Here is a 19,431-nt window from a genome sequence, read left to right as displayed (position 1 = left end):
GTCACTTTCAGCCGGCGTGCAGGAAGCGGATCGCTTCGTCGCGGCGGTGCAGGTAGAGCAGGGTGCGCAGCGCATTGCCGCGTGGGCCCGTCAGTTCGGGGTCGCGCTCGATGACGTAGGCCGCGTCCTTGCGGGCGATTTCCAGAAGATCGGCGTGGGCTTCCAGGCTGGCGATGCGGAAGCCCGGCGTGCCGGACTGGCGGGTGCCGAGCAACTCGCCTTCGCCGCGCAGCTTTAAATCTTCCTCGGCGATCAGAAAGCCGTCCTCGCTGTCGCGCAGGATGGAAAGCCGGGCGCGGCCGTTTTCGCTGAGCGGGCCCTTATAGAGCAGGATGCAGGTGGAAGCCTCGTCACCGCGCCCCACGCGGCCGCGCAGCTGGTGAAGCTGGGCAAGGCCGAAACGTTCGGCATGTTCGATGACCATGATCGTCGCGTCAGGCACGTCGACGCCCACTTCCACCACCGTCGTTGCCACCAGAAGCCGGGTTTCGCCGCTCTTGAAGGCGAGCATGGCGGCGTCCTTCTCCGGGCCGCTCATGCGGCCATGGATGAGGCCGATATTCGCGCCCAGCATCTGCGAGAGAACCGCATGCCGCTCCTCCGCCGACATCAGGTCGGATTCTTCCGTTTCTTCCACCAGCGGGCAAATCCAGTAAGCCTTCTTGCCTTCCTTCAGCGCGGCGCGCAGTCGCTCGACGATATCGCCGATGCGTTCCGTGGGGATGGTCACCGTCTGGATGGGTTTGCGGCCGGCAGGCTTTTCGGTGAGCTTGGAGACATCCATATCGCCGAAGGCGGCCAGCACCAGCGTGCGCGGAATGGGGGTGGCGGTCATAACAAGCATATGCGGCGTGATGCCCTTGGCGGTAAGGCGCAGGCGTTGATGCACGCCGAAACGGTGCTGTTCATCCACCACGGCCAGCACGAGGTTCTTGTAACTCACGCTGTCCTGAAACAGCGCATGGGTGCCGATGACGATCTGCGCTTCACCTGATGCGACGCGCTCCTCGATCTCGCGCCGCTCCTTGCCCTTGGTGCGGCCGGTCAGCACTTCGACGGTAATGCCCGCTGCCTGAGCGAGTTTGGAAATGGTGGCGTAGTGCTGCCGGGCGAGAATTTCGGTCGGGGCCATCAGCACCGCCTGTCCGCCGGCCTCCACGGCCGTTGCCATCGCCATCAGCGCCACCAGCGTCTTGCCCGCGCCGACATCGCCCTGCAGCAGGCGAAGCATGCGGTCTTCGCCGGCCATGTCCGTCAGAATATCCTTCACCGCAGCGCTCTGGCTCGGTGTCAGCGAGAAGGGCAGTTGCGAGAGGATTTTCGCGGCGACATCACCCCTGGCGCGGACTGGCTGGCCAGCCACCTTGCGCAACCGCTGGCGCACCAGCGCCAGTGACAGCTGCCCGGCAAGGAACTCATCATAGGCAAGCCGCCTGCGCGCCGGAGCCTGCGGCTCGATATCGGCGCTGTCGCGCGGGTCGTGCAATTCACGGAAGCTAGAAGCGACATCACCGAAGCCCTGACGGGTTTTCAGCGTTTCATCGATCCATTCCGGAAAGACCGGCAGCTTCGACAGCCCGCCTTCGATTGCCCGCCGCAGCACCTTGGGCGATAGACCGGCGGTCATGGGGTAAACGGCTTCCACCAAAGGCAGGTTTTCGGCTTCGGAAACCTTCACCATGAAATCCGGATGCACCATGGAGGCGCGACCGTTGAACCAGTCCACCTTGCCGCTGACGAGAACCTCCTCATCCACGGGCAGGGCCTTTGACAGCCAGTCGCCCTTGGCGCGGAAGAAGGTCAGCGCCAATTCGCCGGTCTCGTCATGCAGGAAGACGCGATAGGGCGCGGAGCGGTTTCCCGGCGGTGGCGGCTGGTGGCGGTCCACGCGTCCCTGAATGGTGACAATGGCGCCGGGCGCGGCCAGCGCGATGCCGGGGCGGTTTCGGCGGTCGATGACGTTCGATGGCGCGTGGAACAGGAGATCAATCACGCGGGTGTCGTCTGCGTTTTCCCGGCTCAAGAGCTTGGCCAGAAGATCGGCAAGCTTCGGCCCCACACCGGCAAGGGTGGAGACGGAAGCAAACAGCGGATCGAGAATGGCCGGGCGCATGGTCAGCAAAATCGGGGAAGGGCACGGCTTATGCAAGACTTCGCAGGTCACAAAGGCGGGTTATCACCGGCAGTTTTTAGCCGCCGTGGCATTATTTCGATAAAAACCGGTTCCCAAGCGTTCGCCTCCTGTTCTATAGGAGGTCGCAGTCAACATCCTGTTGAATAGCCAACCGAAAGGTGAATGCGATGACTGGACTGGTGCGCACGAGTGCCGACCTCGATCCGAGACGCCGGCGGATTCTTTACCGCTGCTGGCACCGGGGCATTCGCGAGATGGATCTGGTGCTCGGGCAGTTCGCGGAAGACAATATTGCCGGGCTTTCCGATGATCAGCTCGATGAGCTTGAGATCATCATGGCGGAAGAGGATAACGACCTCGTCAAGATGGTGACGGGTGCCCTTGCCATACCGGAAAAATTCCAGACCCCGCTGTTTGAACAGATCGCCTCCTACCGTCCCGATTTTGATCTCGTCACCGCCGAAACCCTGAAAGCCTGAAACATGATAGCCGGATTCGATGCAAAGCTGGTGGCGTCGGCAGATACGCCGCTGACCATCGGAAATGTGCCCTCCGGCATGGAAGCCCTGCTGCTCGCCGATATGGCGCGGGCGGGGACATCGGTTGCCTATGTGATGTCGGATGGCCAGCGGGTCGCCGATCTCGAACAGATCCTCGGTTTCGTCGCGCCTGATATTCCGGTCATGACGCTGCCGGCCTGGGACTGCCTTCCCTATGACCGCGTGTCACCGAGCGCCGACACCTCGGCGCGCCGGCTGGCGGCGCTTTCCGGCCTCATCGCCCACGCGAAGAAACCGCATCCGGCCATCGTGCTCGTCACCGTCAACGCCATGCTGCAGAAAATGGCGCCGCGCGACATTATCGAGAGCCTCGGCTTTTCGGCGAAGCCCGGCAACCAGATCCGTATGGACGACATCGCCGCAAGGCTGGAGCGCAACGGTTTTGACCGGGTGGCGACGGTGCGTGAAGTCGGTGAATTCGCCGTGCGCGGCGGCATTCTCGATGTCTTCGTGCCCGGCACGGAAGAGCCGGTGCGGCTCGATTTCTTCGGCGATACGCTGGAAAGCATCCGCACCTTCGATCCGGCTAGCCAGCGCACCATCGGCCAGGCGCGCTCGCTCGATTTGAACCCGATGAGCGAAGTGACGCTGACGCCGGATACGATCAGCCGTTTCCGCAAGAATTATCTGTCGCTGTTCGGTGCCGCGACGCGTGACGATGCGCTTTATCAGGCCGTCTCCGAAGGCCGCCGTTATGCCGGCATGGAGCACTGGCTGCCGCTGTTTTACGAGAAGCTGGAAACGGCGTTCGATTATCTCGCGGGGTTCCGGATCGTCACCGATCACACGGCGCGGGAGGCGGCAAAAGAGCGCTCCAAGCTGGTGCTCGATTATTACGATGCGCGCCGCAGTTCCGGCGAAACCAAGGGGTCGACCCAGGGTGCGCCTTATAAGCCGGTTTCGCCCGGCCAGCTCTATCTCGACGGCAAGAGTTTCGATGCGGCACTGGCCGCCGTCAATGCGGTGCGTCTGACACCCTTCAACGAACAGGACAGCGAAGGCCGCCCGGTCGCCACGCTCGATGCCCATGTCGGGCCGCGCTGGGCGCGTCCGCCAACCGAAGGCGAGAGCGAAGAACGGGTCAATGTTTTCGATCTGGCGGTGAAGCATATTGCCGAGCGCCGCGCCAAGGGCTGGAAGGTGCTGATAACAGGCTGGTCGGAAGGTTCGCTCGACCGGCTGCTGCAGGTGCTGAACGAGCACGGGCTTGAGAAGATTAAGCCGGTGACCTCGCTGAAGGAGGTGGAGAAGCTCGGTAAGGGTGAGGCTGCCTCGGCGGTGCTGAGCCTTGAGACGGGTTTCGAAACCGGGACGCTCGCGGTCATCGGTGAGCAGGATATTCTCGGCGACCGCATGGTGCGGCGCTCCAAGCGCCGCAAGCGCGGTGCGGATTTCATCTCGGAAGTGGCGGGGCTGGACGAAGGCTCGCTGGTCGTCCATGCCGAACATGGTATCGGTCGCTTCGTCGGCCTGCGGACGATCGAGGCGGCGGGCGCGCCGCGTGCGTGTCTCGAACTGCATTATGCCGATGATGCCAAGCTGTTCCTGCCGGTTGAAAACATCGATCTTCTGTCGCGTTACGGCTCGGATGCGGCCGAAGCCCAGCTCGACAGGCTCGGCGGCGGCGCATGGCAGATGCGCAAGGCCAAGCTCAAGAAGCGCCTGCTCGACATGGCCGATGAGCTTATCCGCATCGCTGCCGCGCGTCTGGTGCGCCATGCGCCGGTGCTGACGGCTCCCGATGGGCTTTACGACGAATTCGCCGCCCGTTTCCCCTATGATGAGACGGAAGACCAGCTGAACGCCATCGAGGCCATTCGTGAAGATCTCGGCGCCGGCCGGCCGATGGATCGTCTCATCTGCGGCGATGTCGGTTTCGGCAAGACCGAAGTGGCGCTTCGCGCTGCTTTCCTTGCCGCCATGAACGGCGTGCAGGTGGCGGTGGTGGTGCCCACCACGCTGCTATCGCGCCAGCATTTCCGCACTTTCTCCGAGCGTTTCCGCGGCCTGCCGATCCGGGTGCAGCAGGCTTCACGCCTCGTCGGCTCCAAGGAACTGACGCTGACGAAAAAGGAAGTGGCTGACGGAAAGACTGACATCGTCGTCGGCACCCATGCGCTGCTTGGCGCGGGAATCAGTTTTGCCAATCTCGGCCTGCTCATCATCGACGAAGAGCAGCATTTCGGTGTGAAGCACAAGGAGCGGCTGAAGGAGCTGAAGAGCGACGTGCATGTGCTGACGCTCTCTGCGACGCCCATTCCGCGCACCCTGCAGCTGGCCATGACGGGCGTGCGCGAACTGTCGCTCATCACCACGCCGCCGGTGGACCGCATGGCGGTGCGCACCTTCATTTCGCCCTTTGACCCGCTCGTCATCCGCGAAACGCTGATGCGTGAGCACTATCGCGGCGGCCAGAGCTTCTATGTCTGCCCGCGGCTTGCCGATCTCGCCGATATCCACGCGTTCCTGCAATCGGATGTGCCGGAGCTGAAGGTGGCGGTGGCGCATGGGCAGATGCCGGCAGGCGAACTCGAAGACATCATGAACGCCTTTTACGACGGCAAATATGACGTGCTGCTTTCGACCACCATCGTCGAATCCGGCCTCGACGTGCCGACCGCCAATACGCTGATCGTGCACCGCGCCGACATGTTCGGTCTTGCCCAGCTTTACCAGCTGCGTGGTCGCGTCGGTCGTTCCAAGGTGCGCGCCTTCGCGCTCTTCACCCTGCCGGTCAACAAGGTGCTGACGACGATGGCGGAGCGGCGGCTGAAGGTGCTGCAATCGCTCGACACGCTCGGCGCAGGCTTCCAGCTGGCGAGCCACGACCTCGATATTCGCGGCGCGGGCAATCTGCTCGGCGAAGAACAGTCCGGCCACATCAAGGAAGTCGGTTTCGAGCTTTACCAGCAGATGCTGGAAGAGGCGGTTGCCGAGGTGAAGGGCGACGAACAGGTGCAGGACAGCGGCTGGTCGCCGCAGATTTCGGTCGGCACCTCCGTCATGATCCCGGAAGATTATGTTCCGGATCTGCATCTGCGCATGGGCCTTTACCGCCGTCTCGGCGAGCTTGCGGATATCAGCGAGATCGACGGTTTTGGCGCGGAAATGATCGACCGTTTCGGCCCATTGCCGAAAGAGGTGCAGCACCTGCTCAAGATCGTCTACATCAAGTCGCTCTGCCGCATCGCCAATGTGGAGAAGCTGGATGCGGGGCCGAAGGGCGTCGTCGTGCAGTTCCGCAACAAGGAATTCCCCAATCCGGGCGCGCTGGTCGGTTACATCGGCAAGCAGGGATCAATGGCGAAAATCCGCCCCGACCACAGCCTGTTCCTGAACCGCGATCTGCCGACGCCGGAAAAGCGGCTGACGGGTGCGGCCATGATCATGACGCAGCTGGCGGAACTGGCGCGGTCCTAGATTTGAGCTTCAAGGGGGGCTATTTGGCACCGCAGGTGGGTGCGGCTTACCCCCCTCTGCCCTGCCGGGCATCTCCCCCTCAAGGGGGGAGATTGGCGAGAGGCGCTGTCAACCACTTCATCCTCTAACGTCGAGATAGGCGAGGCATTGCCGCATATCGATCTCCCCCCTTGAGGGGGAGATGCCCGGCAGGGCAGAGGGGGGTAAGCCACACCCATCCCCAGCCAAATTTCCAATACCCCACCCACTCCGTTCAGCGAAAATTACCTCGATGTAATGAAACGGACATGCGCCGGTAGTCTTCGCCGGCGTAATCTTTCCCTCATACCCGGTGCGGCGGATGAGTGGATGCCGCCGGGTGATGAAGGAGCAGGACGATGTGGACCAATATCAACAGGTTTGCCACCGCTGGTCTGGTTGCCTTGACAATTGCGGGCGCCACAATTGCCACCACCAGCCAGGCGGAAGCGCGCAATAACTTCGGCCGCGGCCTTGCCGCCGGCATCGCAGGCACGATCATTGGCGGAGCGCTGATTGCGGGTGCAAGACACCCGGGCTACGCTTACGGCCCCGCCTATTACGCGCCGGCTTACGGTCCACCCGTCTACGCTGCGCCTGCTTATGGCCCGCCGGTCGTTTACCAGCCGGTTTATCCGCGCTGCCACGTTGCCTGGAGGCAGAATGCCTGGGGTGACATGTATCGGGTCAGGGTTTGCGATTAATCGATTGGCAGACCGGCGGCGTGCAGAGCGTCGCCGGTTTTTGCATGATTTTAGCTAGCGGCTGTCTTCCGGTGTGATGCCGACGGCCACGTTCTGGTCGGTTGCCGCGATCGAGGCGGGCAGCGGCACTTTTCTCTGTTTCTCGCGGATGAGCGTCAATAGGCCGGAGCCTACGATGAGGGCGATGCCGACCAGCATCCATCCATCGATGCGGTCACCGAAAATCAGATAACCGAACAGGATGGCCCAGAGCATCTGGCTATATTGCGTCGGGCCGATCATGGCGGCCGGCGCATATTGGGCGGCATACATGACCAGCACGTTGCCAAGCGCGCCGAGCAGGCCATATCCCGCCAGCAGCAGCCATTGTTCTCCACCCGGCATGACAAAGGTCGGCACCATGGCGATTCCGCTTATGGCGAGGCAGCCGAGCAATCCGGCACCATAAAGCGAAACGTTCTTTTCCGATGGGCCCATTGCGCGGAAGATGACGATGCTGAGCGCGCCGCTGAAGCCGGCGATGATGGCGCCCAGATGGCCGATGCCCAATTCTCGGAATCCAGGCCGCAGAATAATGAGCACACCCACAAAACCGATGATGACGGCCGACCAGCGGCGAATGCCCACCTGTTCCTTGAGGAACACCACAGACATGATGGTGACGAAGGAAGGAAGCAGGAAGATCAGCGCGAAGGCTTCGGCCATGGAAAGATGGGTAAAGGCAGTCACACTGCCGACCGCGCCGATCCCGGCGGAAAAAAAGCGGATGATCCACAAAGGACGGTTGGTCGTCTTCACCACATCCAGCCAGCTGTCATTGCGCTTGCGGATGAAGGGCAGGGCGACAAGGCCGAACACGGCGCCGAAAAAGACCGATTCGATCGGCGAAATCTGGCCTTCTATGAGTTTAACGCTGGCATCGCTCCAGGCGTAGGCAGCGAAGGCGGCAAAGGCGAGCAGAATGCCTTTCAGGGTCTGGTCGGACACGGAAACACCGGCGGAAAATCAAGTTGCAGAAAACCGCCGGTGATTTGACCGTCAGTTCATCGATCTATGCTCGTCCGCCTTGATTTTTGCAATATCCCGCAATGCAGCAATCAGGACATCAGGCGTTTGTGCACCGCTTATGGCGTATTTCTGGTCGATGATGAAGAAAGGTACGCCGGCGACGCCCATCTGCTGCGCCGCATCAATTTCGGCGATGACCGTGTCCTTGTCCGCCTCCGAAGCGAGAAGCCGTGCCACCACCTGCGCGTCCATACCCGCCTTTTCGGCCACATCGATCAGCACGGCGTGGTCGCCGATATTGCGGCCTTCTTCGAAGTTGGCCCTGAACAGCGCCGTCACGACCTTCTCCTGGACGTCGCGGCCTTCGGAATGGGCCCAGAGCGACAGGCGGTGTGCATCAAGCGTGTTCGGACCGATCTTGATCGCATCAAAATCGTAGTCGATGCCGACTTCCTTGCCGAGCTGCACCAGTGTGGCGTGGGCCTGTTCCAGGCGCTCCTTGCCGAGCTTCTCCTCCAGGGCAGCTTTCTGGTCGACACCCTCGGGCGGATAGTCCGGGTTGAGGCGATAGGGACGCCAGTTCACGTCGACGCTGATTTCATCCTGTACGTCGGCAATGGCGAGATCGAGCCTCGCCTTGCCGAGATAACACCAGGGGCAGACCATATCCGACACGACGTCGATAACGATGCGTTCCATGGTTTCATCTTCCCTTGTCTGGACCGGGCGGCGGGTTATTGCACCCTTGCATCCCACCAGGTCTGTTTCTGATTTCCCGATATTGGCGTCATATCCGGGCGGTCGATATATTTCCAGCGCGCAACCCATTGGGCGCCGATGTAATAGAGCGGAATGATATAATGGCCGGCCACCAGAAGGCGGTCATAGGCGCGCACGGCGGCCTGGAAATCTTCCGTCGAGCGCGCCTGCAGCAGCGCTTCGATCATCCGGTCAATATCGGGATTGGCGGCGCCGGCATAGTTGAAGCTGCCCTGCGCATCGCGTGAGAGCGAACTCCAGCGGTTGAGCTGCTCCATGCCCGGCGAAAGCGACGACGGCAGGGAGCGGATGATCATGTCGTAATCAAAGCTGTTCGAGCGGGCCTGATATTGCCCGTCATCAACCGAGCGGATGCCCATGGCGACGCCGATCAGATTGAGCGAGCGCTGATAGGCAAGCGCGATGCGCTCCTGAGCGGGGTTCTGCGTCATGATCTCGAAGGCGAGCTGGCGGCCGCTGGCATCGGACATCCTGCCGTTTTTGATGCTGTATCCGGCCTCTTTCAGCTTGTCGACGGCCATTTTGAGGACCTTGCGGTCCGCACCGGTGGCGTCGGTGGTCGGCAAGGCATAGGTGCCGGCCAGTAGCTGCGGAGGCATGGTCTTAGCCGCGTCGCCGAGCAGCGCCAGCTCGCGTTCGTCCGCGGCATTGCCATAGGCGCCGAGCGGTGAATTCTGCCAGTAACTCTGTGTGCGCTTGAAGGAGCCGCCGAGAATGTTTCTGTTCATCCACTCGAAATCGAACGCGTAGGTAAGGCCTTCGCGCACCTTCTCGTCGGCGAAGACGGCGCGGCGGGTGTTGAAGACGAGACCGAACATGCCTGTCGGCAGACGCGGCTGGAAGACGTCCTTGACGATATCGCCACGATGGACGGCGGGGAAATTGTAAGCCTGTCCCCAATGGGAGGTGTCGGAGGTGCCGTTGATGGCGTCGCCTTCGGGATAGATGTCGATATCGCCCTTCTTGAAGGCCTCGAACATGGTGGTGACCTGCAGGAAATAGGTCACGCTGATCTCGTCGTAATTGTCGAAGCCGACCTTGCCCGGAATGTCCTTGCCCCAATAGTCCGGATTGCGCTCCCAGATGATTCGTTCGCCCGGCCGCAGGGTTTTGATTCGGTATGGACCCGAGCCGACGACTGCGCCGAGGCCGGCCTGTTCGAATTTTTCCGGATCGATCGCATGTTTTGGCAGGATCGGGGTGGAGGAGGCGAGAATGAGCGGCGTTTCGCGGTTGGCCTTGTCGTTGAAGGTGAAACGCACGCTGCGATCGCCGATCTTTTCCAGCTTCGCCACCCCGTCCAGGCGGCTGTTGAAGGGCGGGCGGCCTTTTTCCTTCAGAAGATTGAAGGTGAAGATCACGTCATCTGCGGTCACCGGCTCGCCGTCGGACCATTTTGCCTTCGGATTGATGTTGAACTGGACGAAGCTGCGCTCCTCATCCCACTCCACTGTTTCGGCTAGCAGGCCGTAAAGGCTGAAAGGCTCGTCGCTGGAACGCAGCATCAGGGGTTCGTAGAGCAGATTGCCGAATTCCGGGTCCCAGACACCGCGCGCGGTGGTGCGCATTCCCTTGAGAACGAAGGGATTGAGGCTGTCGAAGGTGCCGACGACGCCATAGGAAATGCGGCCGCCTTTCTTCACATCCGGATTGACATAAGGAAGATACCTGAAGTCTGCGGGAAGTTCCGGCGTGCCGTGCATGGAAATGCCGTGCAGCGGCTGCGCGAGAGCGTTCCCGGTGGGAAGCAGGGATGATCCCAAAAGGAACAATGCGGGGATGAGGGCCGCAAGGTTGCGCATGTCACTGTCCTGTCTCAACTGTCCGTCCGATGTGCGTCACGACCGTTTATCATCATGATTCTGGCAGATATGTAGCACACGGACATGGTGCGACCCATCCAGGCGCGGGAAATCTTGGGTCAGCTCAAGAAAAAGTTAAAGAAGTGCTGGATATCGCCGCGATCGGCATGTAACAGGGTGGCCGGAAGAGACGGGTCACGCATTTGCCTCATTTAAACGACAGTTGAACGGGCAGAAGGATACCGCCATCGACGAACAGGGCCTTAACGGTTCTGTTCTGGCAGACATTCAGGAGACGGAACTCTTATGATGCAAAAGGCAAACACATTCACCCGGACGGCTCTGTCCGCTCTGGTCCTCTCTCTGGGCGCGGTTTCCGCTCCGGCCATCTCGCAGGCACAGGATGCTGCTCCCGCCGCTCAGGGCGCTGGCGCTCCGCCGCTCGGCTGGTTCAAGACCTGCTCCAAGCAGGAAGACAACGATGTCTGCGTCGTGCAGAACGTGGTTCTGGCCCAGAACGGCCAGATGATCACCGCTGTCGGCCTCATCACTGTTGAAGGCAAGGTCAACCGCAAGCTGCTGCAGGTTTCCGTTCCGACCGCGCGTCTCATTCCTCCTGGTGTGATGATGCAGATCGACGGCGGCAAGGGTCAGAAGCTCGATTACGCCGTATGCCTTCCCGACAAGTGCACGGCCGAAGTTCCGCTGACGGACGCCATGATCGCTTCCCTGAAGAAGGGTAGCGAGGTGGTCTTCACCTCCATCAACTTCCGCCGCGCGCCGAACCCCATCAAGATCGCTCTCTCCGGCTTCACCGGCGCCTTTGACGGCCCGGCGATCACCCAGTCGCAGCTGGCCGAAAGCCAGCGCAGCCTGCAGGAAGGCATGCAGAAAAAGGCTGAAGAGGCTCGCAAGAAGCTGGAAGCCGCTCAGGATGCCGCCAAGGGCGCTCCGAAGCCCTGATTGCAGCGTAAGCGCTAAAAACAGAAAACCGGTCTGGCGACAGACCGGTTTTTTTATGCCCTTTTTTAGCCCCTGGGAGGGTGGGGAGATGCCTGGCGGGCGTCAATGCGCCGTTGACATTTTCGGACGCCACTCACCGTTCGGCGCCTTATCGAAGATGCGGCCGATATTGGGGTTTCGGAGCGGCGTCTCGTTTTCGTCGTGGACGAGGTTCTGCTCGGAAACATAGGCGACATACTCCGTCTCCTCGTTTTCGGCCAGAAGATGATAGAAGGGCTGGTCGCGATCCGGCCTGATTTCCGCGGGGATGGCGTTCCACCATTCCTCGGTATTGGCATATTCCGGGTCCACGTCGATGACCACACCGCGGAACGGAAACACCTTGTGGCGGACGATCTCGCCAAGCGTGAATTTTGCGTCTCTTTGTTTCATGGCATGAACTTCCTTTCCCACTAATAGTTGGGTGCGGAACGCAAAATATCAAGGGCTAGGGGGTATCCCGGCTCTTTCTGCCTATATGAGCTCAGCCACGGCGGCCGAGCGGTGCGGTGGCGATGATGACGCCGCCGGTGACCAGCACGATGCCGATCGCGTGGTAGGTCTCGAAGGTCTCCCCCAGAAACAGCGTGGCCATGAGGATCGAGACGGGCGGCATCATGTAAAGCGTGACGCCTGCCGTGGCGGGACCGAAGACCCGCACCGTGTGGGTGAAGCAATAAAAGGCCAATAGCGAGGCGAACAGGATGATGCCGCCGATCTTGGCCCATGCCATTGGCGTGGCGGGCAGCATGCCGCCCTGCGCCAGTTCCAGCGCCGCCGGCGGCAGAAGCACCAGCGCACCGGAGAGCGCGATCAGGCCAAAAAGGCTGAAGGACGCCATCTGCCGCGCCGCCGGCTCGCGCAGCAGCAGCGAATAGACGGCAAAGGCGATGGCCGCCGTCAGTATGGCGAAATCGCCGATGTTGAAGTTCATGTGCCGGAGAGCTGCGATATCGCCCTTGAGCACGATGGCCGCCACGCCGGCAAAGGCGATGACCATGCCCGCCACTTCGAGCTTTCTGATGGGGCGGCCCTGAAAGATGCGCTGGAACAGGATGATGAACAACGACGAAGTCGTGTAGATGAGCGTGCCGTTGGCGGCCGTGGTCATTGTGAGGCCCCAATAAACAACGCCGCCGCAGATGCCCATGCCGAGAACGCCGAGAACGAGCCAGAGCAACGTTTTCCGGCGCAGGAAAGCGATGCAGTTGCGCCAGTCGGCGATCATGAACGGCGCGATGATGAGTGTCGAGCCCATCCAGCGGATGAAGGCGGCGATGAAGGGCGAGACTTCGCCGACGACGCCACGGCCGAAAATGACATTGCTGGAGAAAAAGAACGGCACCGCCAGAAAGATGAGCCAGTCCGTGAGGCGTGTTTGCTGAGTGGCTGGCTTGATTGACATTCTTCGCGACATGGCTGGTCTTCAAAAGAAAACGGCGGCTTTCCGGGGAAAACCGCCGAGATGGATCGAGCGCCCCGGAGAGCGCTCGAAAGGCCGATCAGGCCGAGTAGTACATGTCGAATTCGACCGGATGCGGGGTCATTTCGAAACGCATGACTTCCTGCATCTTCAGCTCGATGAACGAGTCGATCTGGTCGTCATCGAACACGCCGCCGGCGGTCAGGAACTTGCGATCCTTGTCGAGGCTTTCAAGCGCTTCACGCAGCGAACCGCAGACGGTCGGGATCTTCTTCAGTTCCTTTGCAGGAAGGTCGTAGAGGTCCTTGTCCATCGGCTTGCCGGGGTGAATCTTGTTCTTGATGCCGTCGAGGCCGGCCATCAGCATGGCCGCAAAACCGAGATAGGGGTTCTGGGTCGGGTCCGGGAAGCGGACTTCGACGCGCTTTGCCTTCGGGTTGGAGCCGAAGGGAATGCGGCAGGATGCGGAACGGTTGCGCGCGGAGTAGGCGAGCAGAACCGGCGCTTCATAACCCGGCACCAGACGCTTGTAGGAGTTGGTGGTGGGGTTGGTGAAGGCGTTGATGGCCTTGGCGTGCTTGATGATGCCGCCGATGTAATAGAGGCAGTTTTCAGAAAGGCCGGCATATTCGTCGCCAGCAAAGGTCGGCTTGCCGCCCTTCCAGATAGACTGGTGAACGTGCATGCCCGAGCCGTTGTCGCCGAAGATCGGCTTCGGCATGAAGGTTGCCGTCTTGCCATAGGCATTGGCGACCTGATGCACAACGTACTTGTAGATCTGCATCTTGTCGGCGCTGGATACCAGCGTGTCGAACTTCACGCCCAGCTCGTGCTGTGCGGCAGCCACTTCGTGGTGGTGCTTTTCAACAACGACGCCCATTTCGGCCAGAACCGTCAGCATTTCGGAGCGCATGTCCTGCAGGCTGTCGATCGGCGGAACGGGGAAATAACCGCCCTTGACGCGCGGACGGTGGCCGAGGTTGCCGGTTTCATAATCCGTGTCGTCGTTGGACGGCAGCTCGGACGAGTCAAGCTTGAAGCCGGTGTTGTAGGGGTCTGCCTTGTACTTGACGTCGTCGAAGACGAAAAATTCGGGCTCGGGGCCGACGAAGACGGTGTCGCCGATGCCCGAGGCCTTGAGGTAGGCTTCGGCCTTCTTGGCGGTGCCGCGCGGGTCGCGGTTATAGGCTTCGCCCGAGACCGGGTCGAGAATGTCGCAAAGGACGACCAGGGTGGACTGGGCGAAGAACGGGTCGATATGGGCGGTGGCCGGATCGGGCATCAGCACCATGTCGGACTCGTTGATGGCCTTCCAGCCGGCGATCGAGGAGCCGTCGAACATGACGCCATCGGCGAACATGTCTTCGTCCACACAGACAACATCCATGGTGACGTGCTGCAGCTTGCCCTTGGGGTCGGTAAAGCGCAGGTCCACGAACTTGATGTCGTTATCCTTGATCTGCTTCAAGATATCGTTTGCGGTCGTCATTTAAACGTTTTCCTTGAGTGTGATGATGACGAGGTGAAAACCCAAGCCTCCCCGGCTCGGGACGTTCTTGATTATATGGCGTCCACGCCTGTTTCACCGGTACGGATGCGGATGACTTCCTCGATATTGGAAACGAAAATCTTTCCGTCGCCGATACGTCCGGTCTGCGCCGCATTGCGGATCGCCTCGATGACGGCTTCCGCGTTCTCGTCCGCCAATACGACTTCGACTTTCACTTTCGGCAAAAAGTCCACGACGTACTCTGCACCGCGGTAGAGTTCCGTATGGCCCTTCTGACGACCAAAGCCTTTTGCTTCCGTGACCGTGATGCCCTGAAGTCCGACTTCCTGAAGGGCTTCCTTCACTTCATCGAGCTTGAAAGGCTTAATGATCGCTTCGATCTTTTTCATGAGAAAATATCTCTCCGCTTCTCCCGTTAAAGCAGGTTATTCCCGCTCTGCCACAAGAATGCACGTATTGTGCCAGATCGGAAGCGGGCTTGAAGAAAAAACTTCGATCCCCCGGCCTTCAGACACAAAATGCATTCGGTTTTGGCGGTTTTCCAGCCAATTTCTCTCGGGAACCTGAAAAATCCATCAGCATTTCTGCCAATTCTTATTATTTTAGATGGTTCGAATATTTGAGAATGCGTGAGTGTGATGAAGTTGGTTTGTTTATATTTTATGCATTTGATTATTATTTGGACTTGGCTATCTGCTTATTTTTGTATCGATTGCCTTTCCGGCGTTTTGAAGGGATGATTGAGGCATGACATCCCTCTCTCAGCTCTCCCTTTTTGACCCGGCTGTTATGGCCAGCATCGATGCGGCGGCCGGTCAATCCGGCATTCCGCTTTATGATCTGATGGAGCGGGCGGGGCAGGCGGTTGCCGCCTCAGCGCTTCGCCACTATCCGCAGGCCCTGCGTTTCGTCGTGCTCTGCGGCGGCGGCAACAATGGCGGTGATGGTTACGTGGCGGCGCGGGCGCTTGTGGAAAGCGGCGCGGTCGTTGTGGTTCATCATCTCGGTGATACCGGCGCGCTCAGGGGTGATGCGCGGATGGCTTTCGAGCGCAGCGGGGTGGCGCCGCTGCCGCTTGGCGACTACGCGCCTCTTGCCGGCGACGTGGTGATCGACGCTGTCTTCGGGGCAGGACTGTCCCGCGATATTCCTCGGGAGCTTGCACGGACAATCGAGGCCGTGACCAATGCGAAGGCGTCGGTTCTCGCCGTCGATCTGCCCTCCGGTCTCTGCGGCCGGCGGGGCGTGCCGCTTGGCGCCTCGTTCACGGCCGAACGGACGGTGACCTTCATGGCGCGCAAGCCCGGCCATCTGCTGATGCCGGGGCGGGAGCTTTGCGGGGCGCTCGAGGTGTTCGATATCGGTATTCCCTCCCGCATCCTCACCGATCACGCAGGCGCGGTTGCGGAAAACCATCCGCTGGTCTGGCGTGACGCCTTGCCCGCGAGCGATATCGAGACGCATAAATTCCGCCGCGGCCATCTGACCGTCTTTTCCGGCCCGGCCCATGCGACGGGTGCGAGCCGCATGACGGCGCTTGCGGCGCTGAAGGCGGGGGCAGGCATCGTCGCTGTCGCCGCGCCGAGGCAGGCGCTCGACGTGCTGTCCGTGACGCTGACGGCCGTGATGAATGCGCCGATGGACGATGCCGATGATCTGCGGCTCTGGCTGGACGACCGGCGTCATGGAGCCTTCGTTCTCGGTCCCGGTTTCGGCGATCTAGAAAAGGCGCGGCAATTCGTATCCCTGCTTGGAGACAAGGCGGTCGTGCTGGATGCCGATGCGATCACGGCTTTCAAGGATCACACGGAGACCCTGTTCGAGCGCATTACCTCAGGCGCGGGCAAATTCATCCTGACGCCGCATGAGGGCGAGTTTGCGCGTTTGTTTCCCGATCTTGCCGCCGACGGGACGCTGAGCAAGATCGAGAAGGCGCAGGCCGCCTCGGCGCGCAGCGGCGCTGTGCTGGTCTATAAAGGCGCAGACACGGTGATTGCCGCACCTGATGGCCGGGCGCTGGTCAACACCAATGCGCCGGCGAGCCTTGCGACGGCCGGATCAGGTGATGTGCTGGCCGGTATCATCGGTGCGCTGCTGGCGCAGGGAGCCCCCGCCTTCGAAGCGGCTGCGGCCGGTGTCTGGCTGCATGGGCAGGCGGGCCACAGGGCGGGTGACGGCATGACGGCGGAAGACCTTGCCCATGCGGTTCGGCCGTTTGGGTGAGTTGGTCTGATTATGTTCGCTGTTTGCTGGCCGCTGACAGATCCGGTGGTTTGGCACAGTTCCACCATCCCCACTCCGTCCACACAAGTCGGCATGACGGAGGTCGTATTTCAGGCGCTAATGCCAGCACTCAATGCGCGGCTTTGCCCTGGCCCGCCATTGCCATTCGCGAGGCGCTGATCAAGAGTTTGCGTTCGGCACGCTCCTGCTGCGGGGTGCGATTGTAGATTTCGCGATAACACTTGGAAAAATGCGAAGCCGAGACGAAACCGCAGGCGACGGCGACCTCGACCACCGGCATGGCAGACTGCACCAGCAGGTGGCGGGCGCGGTCGAGACGGATTTCAAGGTAATAGCGGGCGGGTGAACGGCCCATTTCCTGCCGGAAGAGGCGCTCCACCTGCCGGCGGGACAGATCGGCGGCGTCGGCGATATCAAGCAGCGACAGCGGTTCGGCAAGATTGCCTTCCATCAATTCGATGATCGACAGGACCTTGCTGTTCTGGACGCCGAGGCGGGCCCGCAGAGGCAGGCGCTGGCGGTCGTTCGGGCTGCGCACCCGGTCGGTCAATTGCTGTTCGCAGACGCGGTTGACGAGGTTTTCGCCGAAATCCTGACCGATCAGGCTCAGCATCATGTCCAGCGAGGCCGTGCCGCCGGCGCAGGTGTAGATATTGCTGTCGACTTCAAAGAGGTCGGCATAGACTTCCACCTGCGGGAAGGCTTCAGAAAAGCCGGGCAGGTTTTCCCAGTGGATCGCGCAGCGCTTGCCGTTGAGGAGGCCAGCCTGTGCCAGGATATGGGCGGCGGTGCAGAGGCTGCCGATGGCGATGCCGCGATTATAGGCTTCGCGCAGCCAGGCATTGACGGACTTGTTGATGTGTTGATCCACATCGATGCCGGAACAGATGATCGCCATCTCAGGGCGGTTTTCGCCGCTGACGTATCGCCGCTCGTCGGCAAGACAGGTATCGGCCTCAAGACAGATGCCGCTTGACGACATGACCTTCTGGCCGTCGAGGGAGGCAAGGCGCCATTCATAGGCCTGATAGCCCAACATTCGGTTGGCGATGCGAAGCGTTTCAACCGCTGCGGCGAATGGCAGCAAGGTAAATTGCGGAATGAGAAAAAAGACGATTGAGCGTTTCTTCTGGGAGTTTCTGCTCATTTGCCCGTGCTCCGTTGCGAATACGCAATTCCTCCCTTGGAATTGGTCTTCTGGATGTCCTGATTACGACATCTTTAACGAAAAATACGCCTCGGATTCGGAGCTGTCAAAAAATAGCTTTTGAAATATGCAAATTTCGCGACAAGCCTTTAAAAAAGGCGATGTGTCGCATGCAAAACAGGCAGGCTGTTTTGCGCCTCCGTCCTGCCGTTCGGGCGCGGGCAGGGATGGCTCGCAAAACGCGCAATGTTTGCGAGCCATCGGTTGGGCATCATTTGCGGATGGTGTGTATGCGAGTGGTGTCGGTGGTCGGCCATCCGATATCCTTCAATGTTTCAGGCGGCAAAGCCTCCAGTGCGCGGAGCATCCTGGCGCGGCGCCATTCTGCGTAACGGGCGGAAACCTGGTTGGACAGGCGATGGAGCCAGCCAATGGATGAAGGACGGTGCGGAGAACGGTTCGTCACCGGGAGATAATGTATCATGGTCATGTCTTGATCCTTTCGTGAACCACGATCCTGTTTGCGACTTCGATATGCGCTTGCCTGTTTCATCAGGCAAGATAATGAATCTTATGTCATTCATCAGTTTTTGGAATGAATTGCCGGCGACGCCTGCGGGGAAAATTCCAATCCGCGAGATCGTCAGCGCTTCATTCCGACGAGGCTCAATTCGCCCCGTCAATCGATGTCCCGGATGGTGCGCGCTTGTTGACATTCAATCAAACGAAATGATATCCATCTATAAATCAAAATATTTGAAGGTGCGTGCCATGACCGTGACTTTCCGCCAACCGCTGCCGTTGCTGGATAACGACATATTGAGAACCTTCGTCGCCATTGCGGAAACGGGAAATTTCTCCACCGCCGCTGAAGTGGTGTTCAGAACGCCTTCCGCCGTTTCCATGCAGATCAAGAAACTCGAGGAGCAGTTGAAGACGACGCTGTTCCTGCGCGATGCCCGCTCAGTCACATTGACGGCGCATGGGGAGACGCTGCTGACCTATGCGCGGCGGATGATTGCGCTCTCCAACGAGGCGGTGTCGCGTTTCGTCATGCCGGAGCTTTCAGGCGTCGTCCGGCTCGGCGCGCCGGAGGATATTGGCGAGCGCGGCCTGCTGCCGGGCATTCTCAAGCGTTTTGCCGAGGCTTTCCCCGGCATCATGATCGACGTCACCATCGATTCCAGTTCAAATCTCTACAAGCGCATGGACGAGCAGCGGCTCGATCTCGCCCTCGTCAACTGTGCCTCGCATCCGCTGCGCGACACCGGTGAGGTGCTGATGCGCGAACGTCTTGTCTGGGCAGGCGCGAAATGCGGCACGGCCTATCTGCGTGACCCGCTGCCGATCTCCATCTGGGAGGAAGGCTGCATCTGGCGTTCGGAAGCGATCAATTCGCTGGAGCGGCGCGGGCGCAATTTCCGCGTGGCCTATCTCAGCGGCCATACCATGGCGCAGCGCGCGGCGATTGCCGCCGATCTCGCGATTGCACCGCTGCCGCGATCCTATGTGCTGAACGATATGGTCATTCTGGGCGACAAGGAAGGTCTGCCGGAGCTCGGCTCTTTCGATATCCGCCTGATCATGGGCGACAAGGCGTCGCGCCCTGTTCTTGCCGTGGCTGAAAGCATTCGAAACGCTTTTGTCGAGGTCGCCAAGGCGGCCTGAGGTCCTGATAG

17 protein-coding genes are annotated in these 19,431 nt (G+C 60.5%); 7 read left to right on the top strand and 10 right to left on the bottom strand.

The features are described from left to right. Window positions 1–7 precede the first annotated feature (7 nt). Complete coding sequence (gene recG / locus CFB10_RS02955) at window positions 8–2,113, bottom strand: ATP-dependent DNA helicase RecG (RefSeq protein ID WP_020012797.1); 2,106 nt, start codon at window positions 2,111–2,113, stop codon at window positions 8–10. Between the two features lie 188 nt (window positions 2,114–2,301). On the opposite strand from recG, the gene CFB10_RS02950 reads away from it, so the two are divergent. The 3 genes from CFB10_RS02950 (at window position 2,302) to CFB10_RS02940 (ending at window position 6,836) form a co-directional block, all read left to right on the top strand. Continuing rightward, window positions 2,302–2,613: a succinate dehydrogenase assembly factor 2 gene (locus tag CFB10_RS02950; protein WP_026364147.1), complete on the top strand. Its 312-nt coding sequence runs from the start codon at window positions 2,302–2,304 to the stop codon at window positions 2,611–2,613. Between the two features lie 3 nt (window positions 2,614–2,616). Further along, complete coding sequence (gene mfd / locus CFB10_RS02945; RefSeq protein ID WP_020012795.1) at window positions 2,617–6,114, top strand: transcription-repair coupling factor; 3,498 nt, start codon at window positions 2,617–2,619, stop codon at window positions 6,112–6,114. Between the two features lie 377 nt (window positions 6,115–6,491). Then, on the top strand, window positions 6,492–6,836 hold the full coding sequence (locus tag CFB10_RS02940) for a hypothetical protein (protein WP_020012794.1): 345 nt from the start codon (window positions 6,492–6,494) through the stop codon (window positions 6,834–6,836). A 54-nt stretch (window positions 6,837–6,890) separates the two neighbouring features. On the opposite strand, the gene CFB10_RS02935 is transcribed toward CFB10_RS02940, so the two are convergent. The 3 genes from CFB10_RS02935 to CFB10_RS02925 are packed head-to-tail and all read right to left on the bottom strand — an operon-like array spanning window position 6,891 to window position 10,426. Next, window positions 6,891–7,823, bottom strand: a complete 933-nt coding sequence (locus CFB10_RS02935; RefSeq protein ID WP_020012793.1) for a DMT family transporter — start codon at window positions 7,821–7,823, stop codon at window positions 6,891–6,893. 51 nt (window positions 7,824–7,874) lie between these two features. Next, complete coding sequence (locus CFB10_RS02930) at window positions 7,875–8,543, bottom strand: DsbA family oxidoreductase (protein ID WP_020012792.1); 669 nt, start codon at window positions 8,541–8,543, stop codon at window positions 7,875–7,877. Between the two features lie 35 nt (window positions 8,544–8,578). Further along, the gene (locus CFB10_RS02925; protein WP_020012791.1) at window positions 8,579–10,426 is read right to left on the bottom strand and encodes an extracellular solute-binding protein; all 1,848 of its coding nucleotides are present in this window, start codon (window positions 10,424–10,426) and stop codon (window positions 8,579–8,581) included. Window positions 10,427–10,732: 306 nt separating this feature from the next. Here CFB10_RS02925 and CFB10_RS02920 point away from each other — a divergent pair, with 306 nt between their 5' ends. Beyond that, entirely contained in the window at window positions 10,733–11,389 is a 657-nt protein-coding gene (locus tag CFB10_RS02920; protein ID WP_003508037.1) for an invasion associated locus B family protein, read from the top strand. Between the two features lie 102 nt (window positions 11,390–11,491). Here the strand turns inward: CFB10_RS02920 and hspQ are convergent, their stop codons facing one another. From hspQ to CFB10_RS02900, 4 genes are all read right to left on the bottom strand, one after another. Continuing rightward, the gene (gene hspQ / locus CFB10_RS02915) at window positions 11,492–11,821 is read right to left on the bottom strand and encodes a heat shock protein HspQ (RefSeq protein WP_003508038.1); all 330 of its coding nucleotides are present in this window, start codon (window positions 11,819–11,821) and stop codon (window positions 11,492–11,494) included. Between the two features lie 91 nt (window positions 11,822–11,912). Then, a complete protein-coding gene (locus CFB10_RS02910; RefSeq protein WP_020012789.1) occupies window positions 11,913–12,833 on the bottom strand; it encodes a DMT family transporter in 921 nt (306 codons plus the stop codon). A gap of 97 nt (window positions 12,834–12,930) precedes the next feature. Continuing rightward, window positions 12,931–14,340 (bottom strand): type I glutamate--ammonia ligase, encoded by a 1,410-nt coding sequence (glnA, locus tag CFB10_RS02905; protein WP_003508040.1) that lies wholly within the window; start codon window positions 14,338–14,340, stop codon window positions 12,931–12,933. Between the two features lie 71 nt (window positions 14,341–14,411). Then, on the bottom strand, window positions 14,412–14,750 hold the full coding sequence (locus CFB10_RS02900) for a P-II family nitrogen regulator (protein ID WP_003508042.1): 339 nt from the start codon (window positions 14,748–14,750) through the stop codon (window positions 14,412–14,414). Between the two features lie 89 nt (window positions 14,751–14,839). Between CFB10_RS02900 and CFB10_RS02895 the strand changes: the two genes are divergently transcribed. Further along, a complete protein-coding gene (locus CFB10_RS02895) occupies window positions 14,840–15,112 on the top strand; it encodes a hypothetical protein (protein ID WP_081629726.1) in 273 nt (90 codons plus the stop codon). Further along, a complete protein-coding gene (locus CFB10_RS02890) occupies window positions 15,109–16,584 on the top strand; it encodes an NAD(P)H-hydrate dehydratase (RefSeq protein WP_026364146.1) in 1,476 nt (491 codons plus the stop codon). Before CFB10_RS02895 ends, CFB10_RS02890 begins: the two co-directional genes overlap by 4 nt. A gap of 130 nt (window positions 16,585–16,714) precedes the next feature. Here the strand turns inward: CFB10_RS02890 and CFB10_RS02885 are convergent, their stop codons facing one another. Both CFB10_RS02885 and CFB10_RS02880 read right to left on the bottom strand, forming a co-directional pair. Then, complete coding sequence (locus CFB10_RS02885; RefSeq protein WP_020012787.1) at window positions 16,715–17,752, bottom strand: GlxA family transcriptional regulator; 1,038 nt, start codon at window positions 17,750–17,752, stop codon at window positions 16,715–16,717. Between the two features lie 271 nt (window positions 17,753–18,023). Further along, window positions 18,024–18,242, bottom strand: a complete 219-nt coding sequence (locus CFB10_RS02880) for a DUF1127 domain-containing protein (protein ID WP_020012786.1) — start codon at window positions 18,240–18,242, stop codon at window positions 18,024–18,026. 239 nt (window positions 18,243–18,481) lie between these two features. Here CFB10_RS02880 and CFB10_RS02875 point away from each other — a divergent pair, with 239 nt between their 5' ends. Then, complete coding sequence (locus tag CFB10_RS02875; RefSeq protein WP_003508046.1) at window positions 18,482–19,420, top strand: LysR family transcriptional regulator; 939 nt, start codon at window positions 18,482–18,484, stop codon at window positions 19,418–19,420. The last annotated feature ends 11 nt before the right edge of the window (window positions 19,421–19,431 follow it).

Source organism: Agrobacterium sp. 719_389 (genome assembly GCF_900188475.1).
GTDB classification, from domain to species: domain Bacteria; phylum Pseudomonadota; class Alphaproteobacteria; order Rhizobiales; family Rhizobiaceae; genus Agrobacterium; species Agrobacterium radiobacter.
This window is presented reverse-complemented; position numbering and strand designations above follow the sequence as displayed.

Excerpts from the sequence above, each read along its gene's own strand:
- recG (WP_020012797.1), bottom strand. The coding sequence starts at position 2,113 with ATGCGCCCGGCCATTCTCGATCCGCTGTTTGCTTCCGTCTCCACCCTT.
- CFB10_RS02950 (WP_026364147.1), top strand. The coding sequence starts at position 2,302 with ATGACTGGACTGGTGCGCACGAGTGCCGACCTCGATCCGAGACGCCGG.
- mfd (WP_020012795.1), top strand. The coding sequence starts at position 2,617 with ATGATAGCCGGATTCGATGCAAAGCTGGTGGCGTCGGCAGATACGCCG.
- CFB10_RS02940 (WP_020012794.1), top strand. The coding sequence starts at position 6,492 with ATGTGGACCAATATCAACAGGTTTGCCACCGCTGGTCTGGTTGCCTTG.
- CFB10_RS02930 (WP_020012792.1), bottom strand. The coding sequence starts at position 8,543 with ATGGAACGCATCGTTATCGACGTCGTGTCGGATATGGTCTGCCCCTGG.
- CFB10_RS02925 (WP_020012791.1), bottom strand. The coding sequence starts at position 10,426 with ATGCGCAACCTTGCGGCCCTCATCCCCGCATTGTTCCTTTTGGGATCA.
- CFB10_RS02920 (WP_003508037.1), top strand. The coding sequence starts at position 10,733 with ATGATGCAAAAGGCAAACACATTCACCCGGACGGCTCTGTCCGCTCTG.
- hspQ (WP_003508038.1), bottom strand. The coding sequence starts at position 11,821 with ATGAAACAAAGAGACGCAAAATTCACGCTTGGCGAGATCGTCCGCCAC.
- CFB10_RS02910 (WP_020012789.1), bottom strand. The coding sequence starts at position 12,833 with ATGTCAATCAAGCCAGCCACTCAGCAAACACGCCTCACGGACTGGCTC.
- glnA (WP_003508040.1), bottom strand. The coding sequence starts at position 14,340 with ATGACGACCGCAAACGATATCTTGAAGCAGATCAAGGATAACGACATC.
- CFB10_RS02900 (WP_003508042.1), bottom strand. The coding sequence starts at position 14,750 with ATGAAAAAGATCGAAGCGATCATTAAGCCTTTCAAGCTCGATGAAGTG.
- CFB10_RS02890 (WP_026364146.1), top strand. The coding sequence starts at position 15,109 with ATGACATCCCTCTCTCAGCTCTCCCTTTTTGACCCGGCTGTTATGGCC.
- CFB10_RS02885 (WP_020012787.1), bottom strand. The coding sequence starts at position 17,752 with ATGAGCAGAAACTCCCAGAAGAAACGCTCAATCGTCTTTTTTCTCATT.
- CFB10_RS02880 (WP_020012786.1), bottom strand. The coding sequence starts at position 18,242 with ATGACCATGATACATTATCTCCCGGTGACGAACCGTTCTCCGCACCGT.
- CFB10_RS02875 (WP_003508046.1), top strand. The coding sequence starts at position 18,482 with ATGATATCCATCTATAAATCAAAATATTTGAAGGTGCGTGCCATGACC.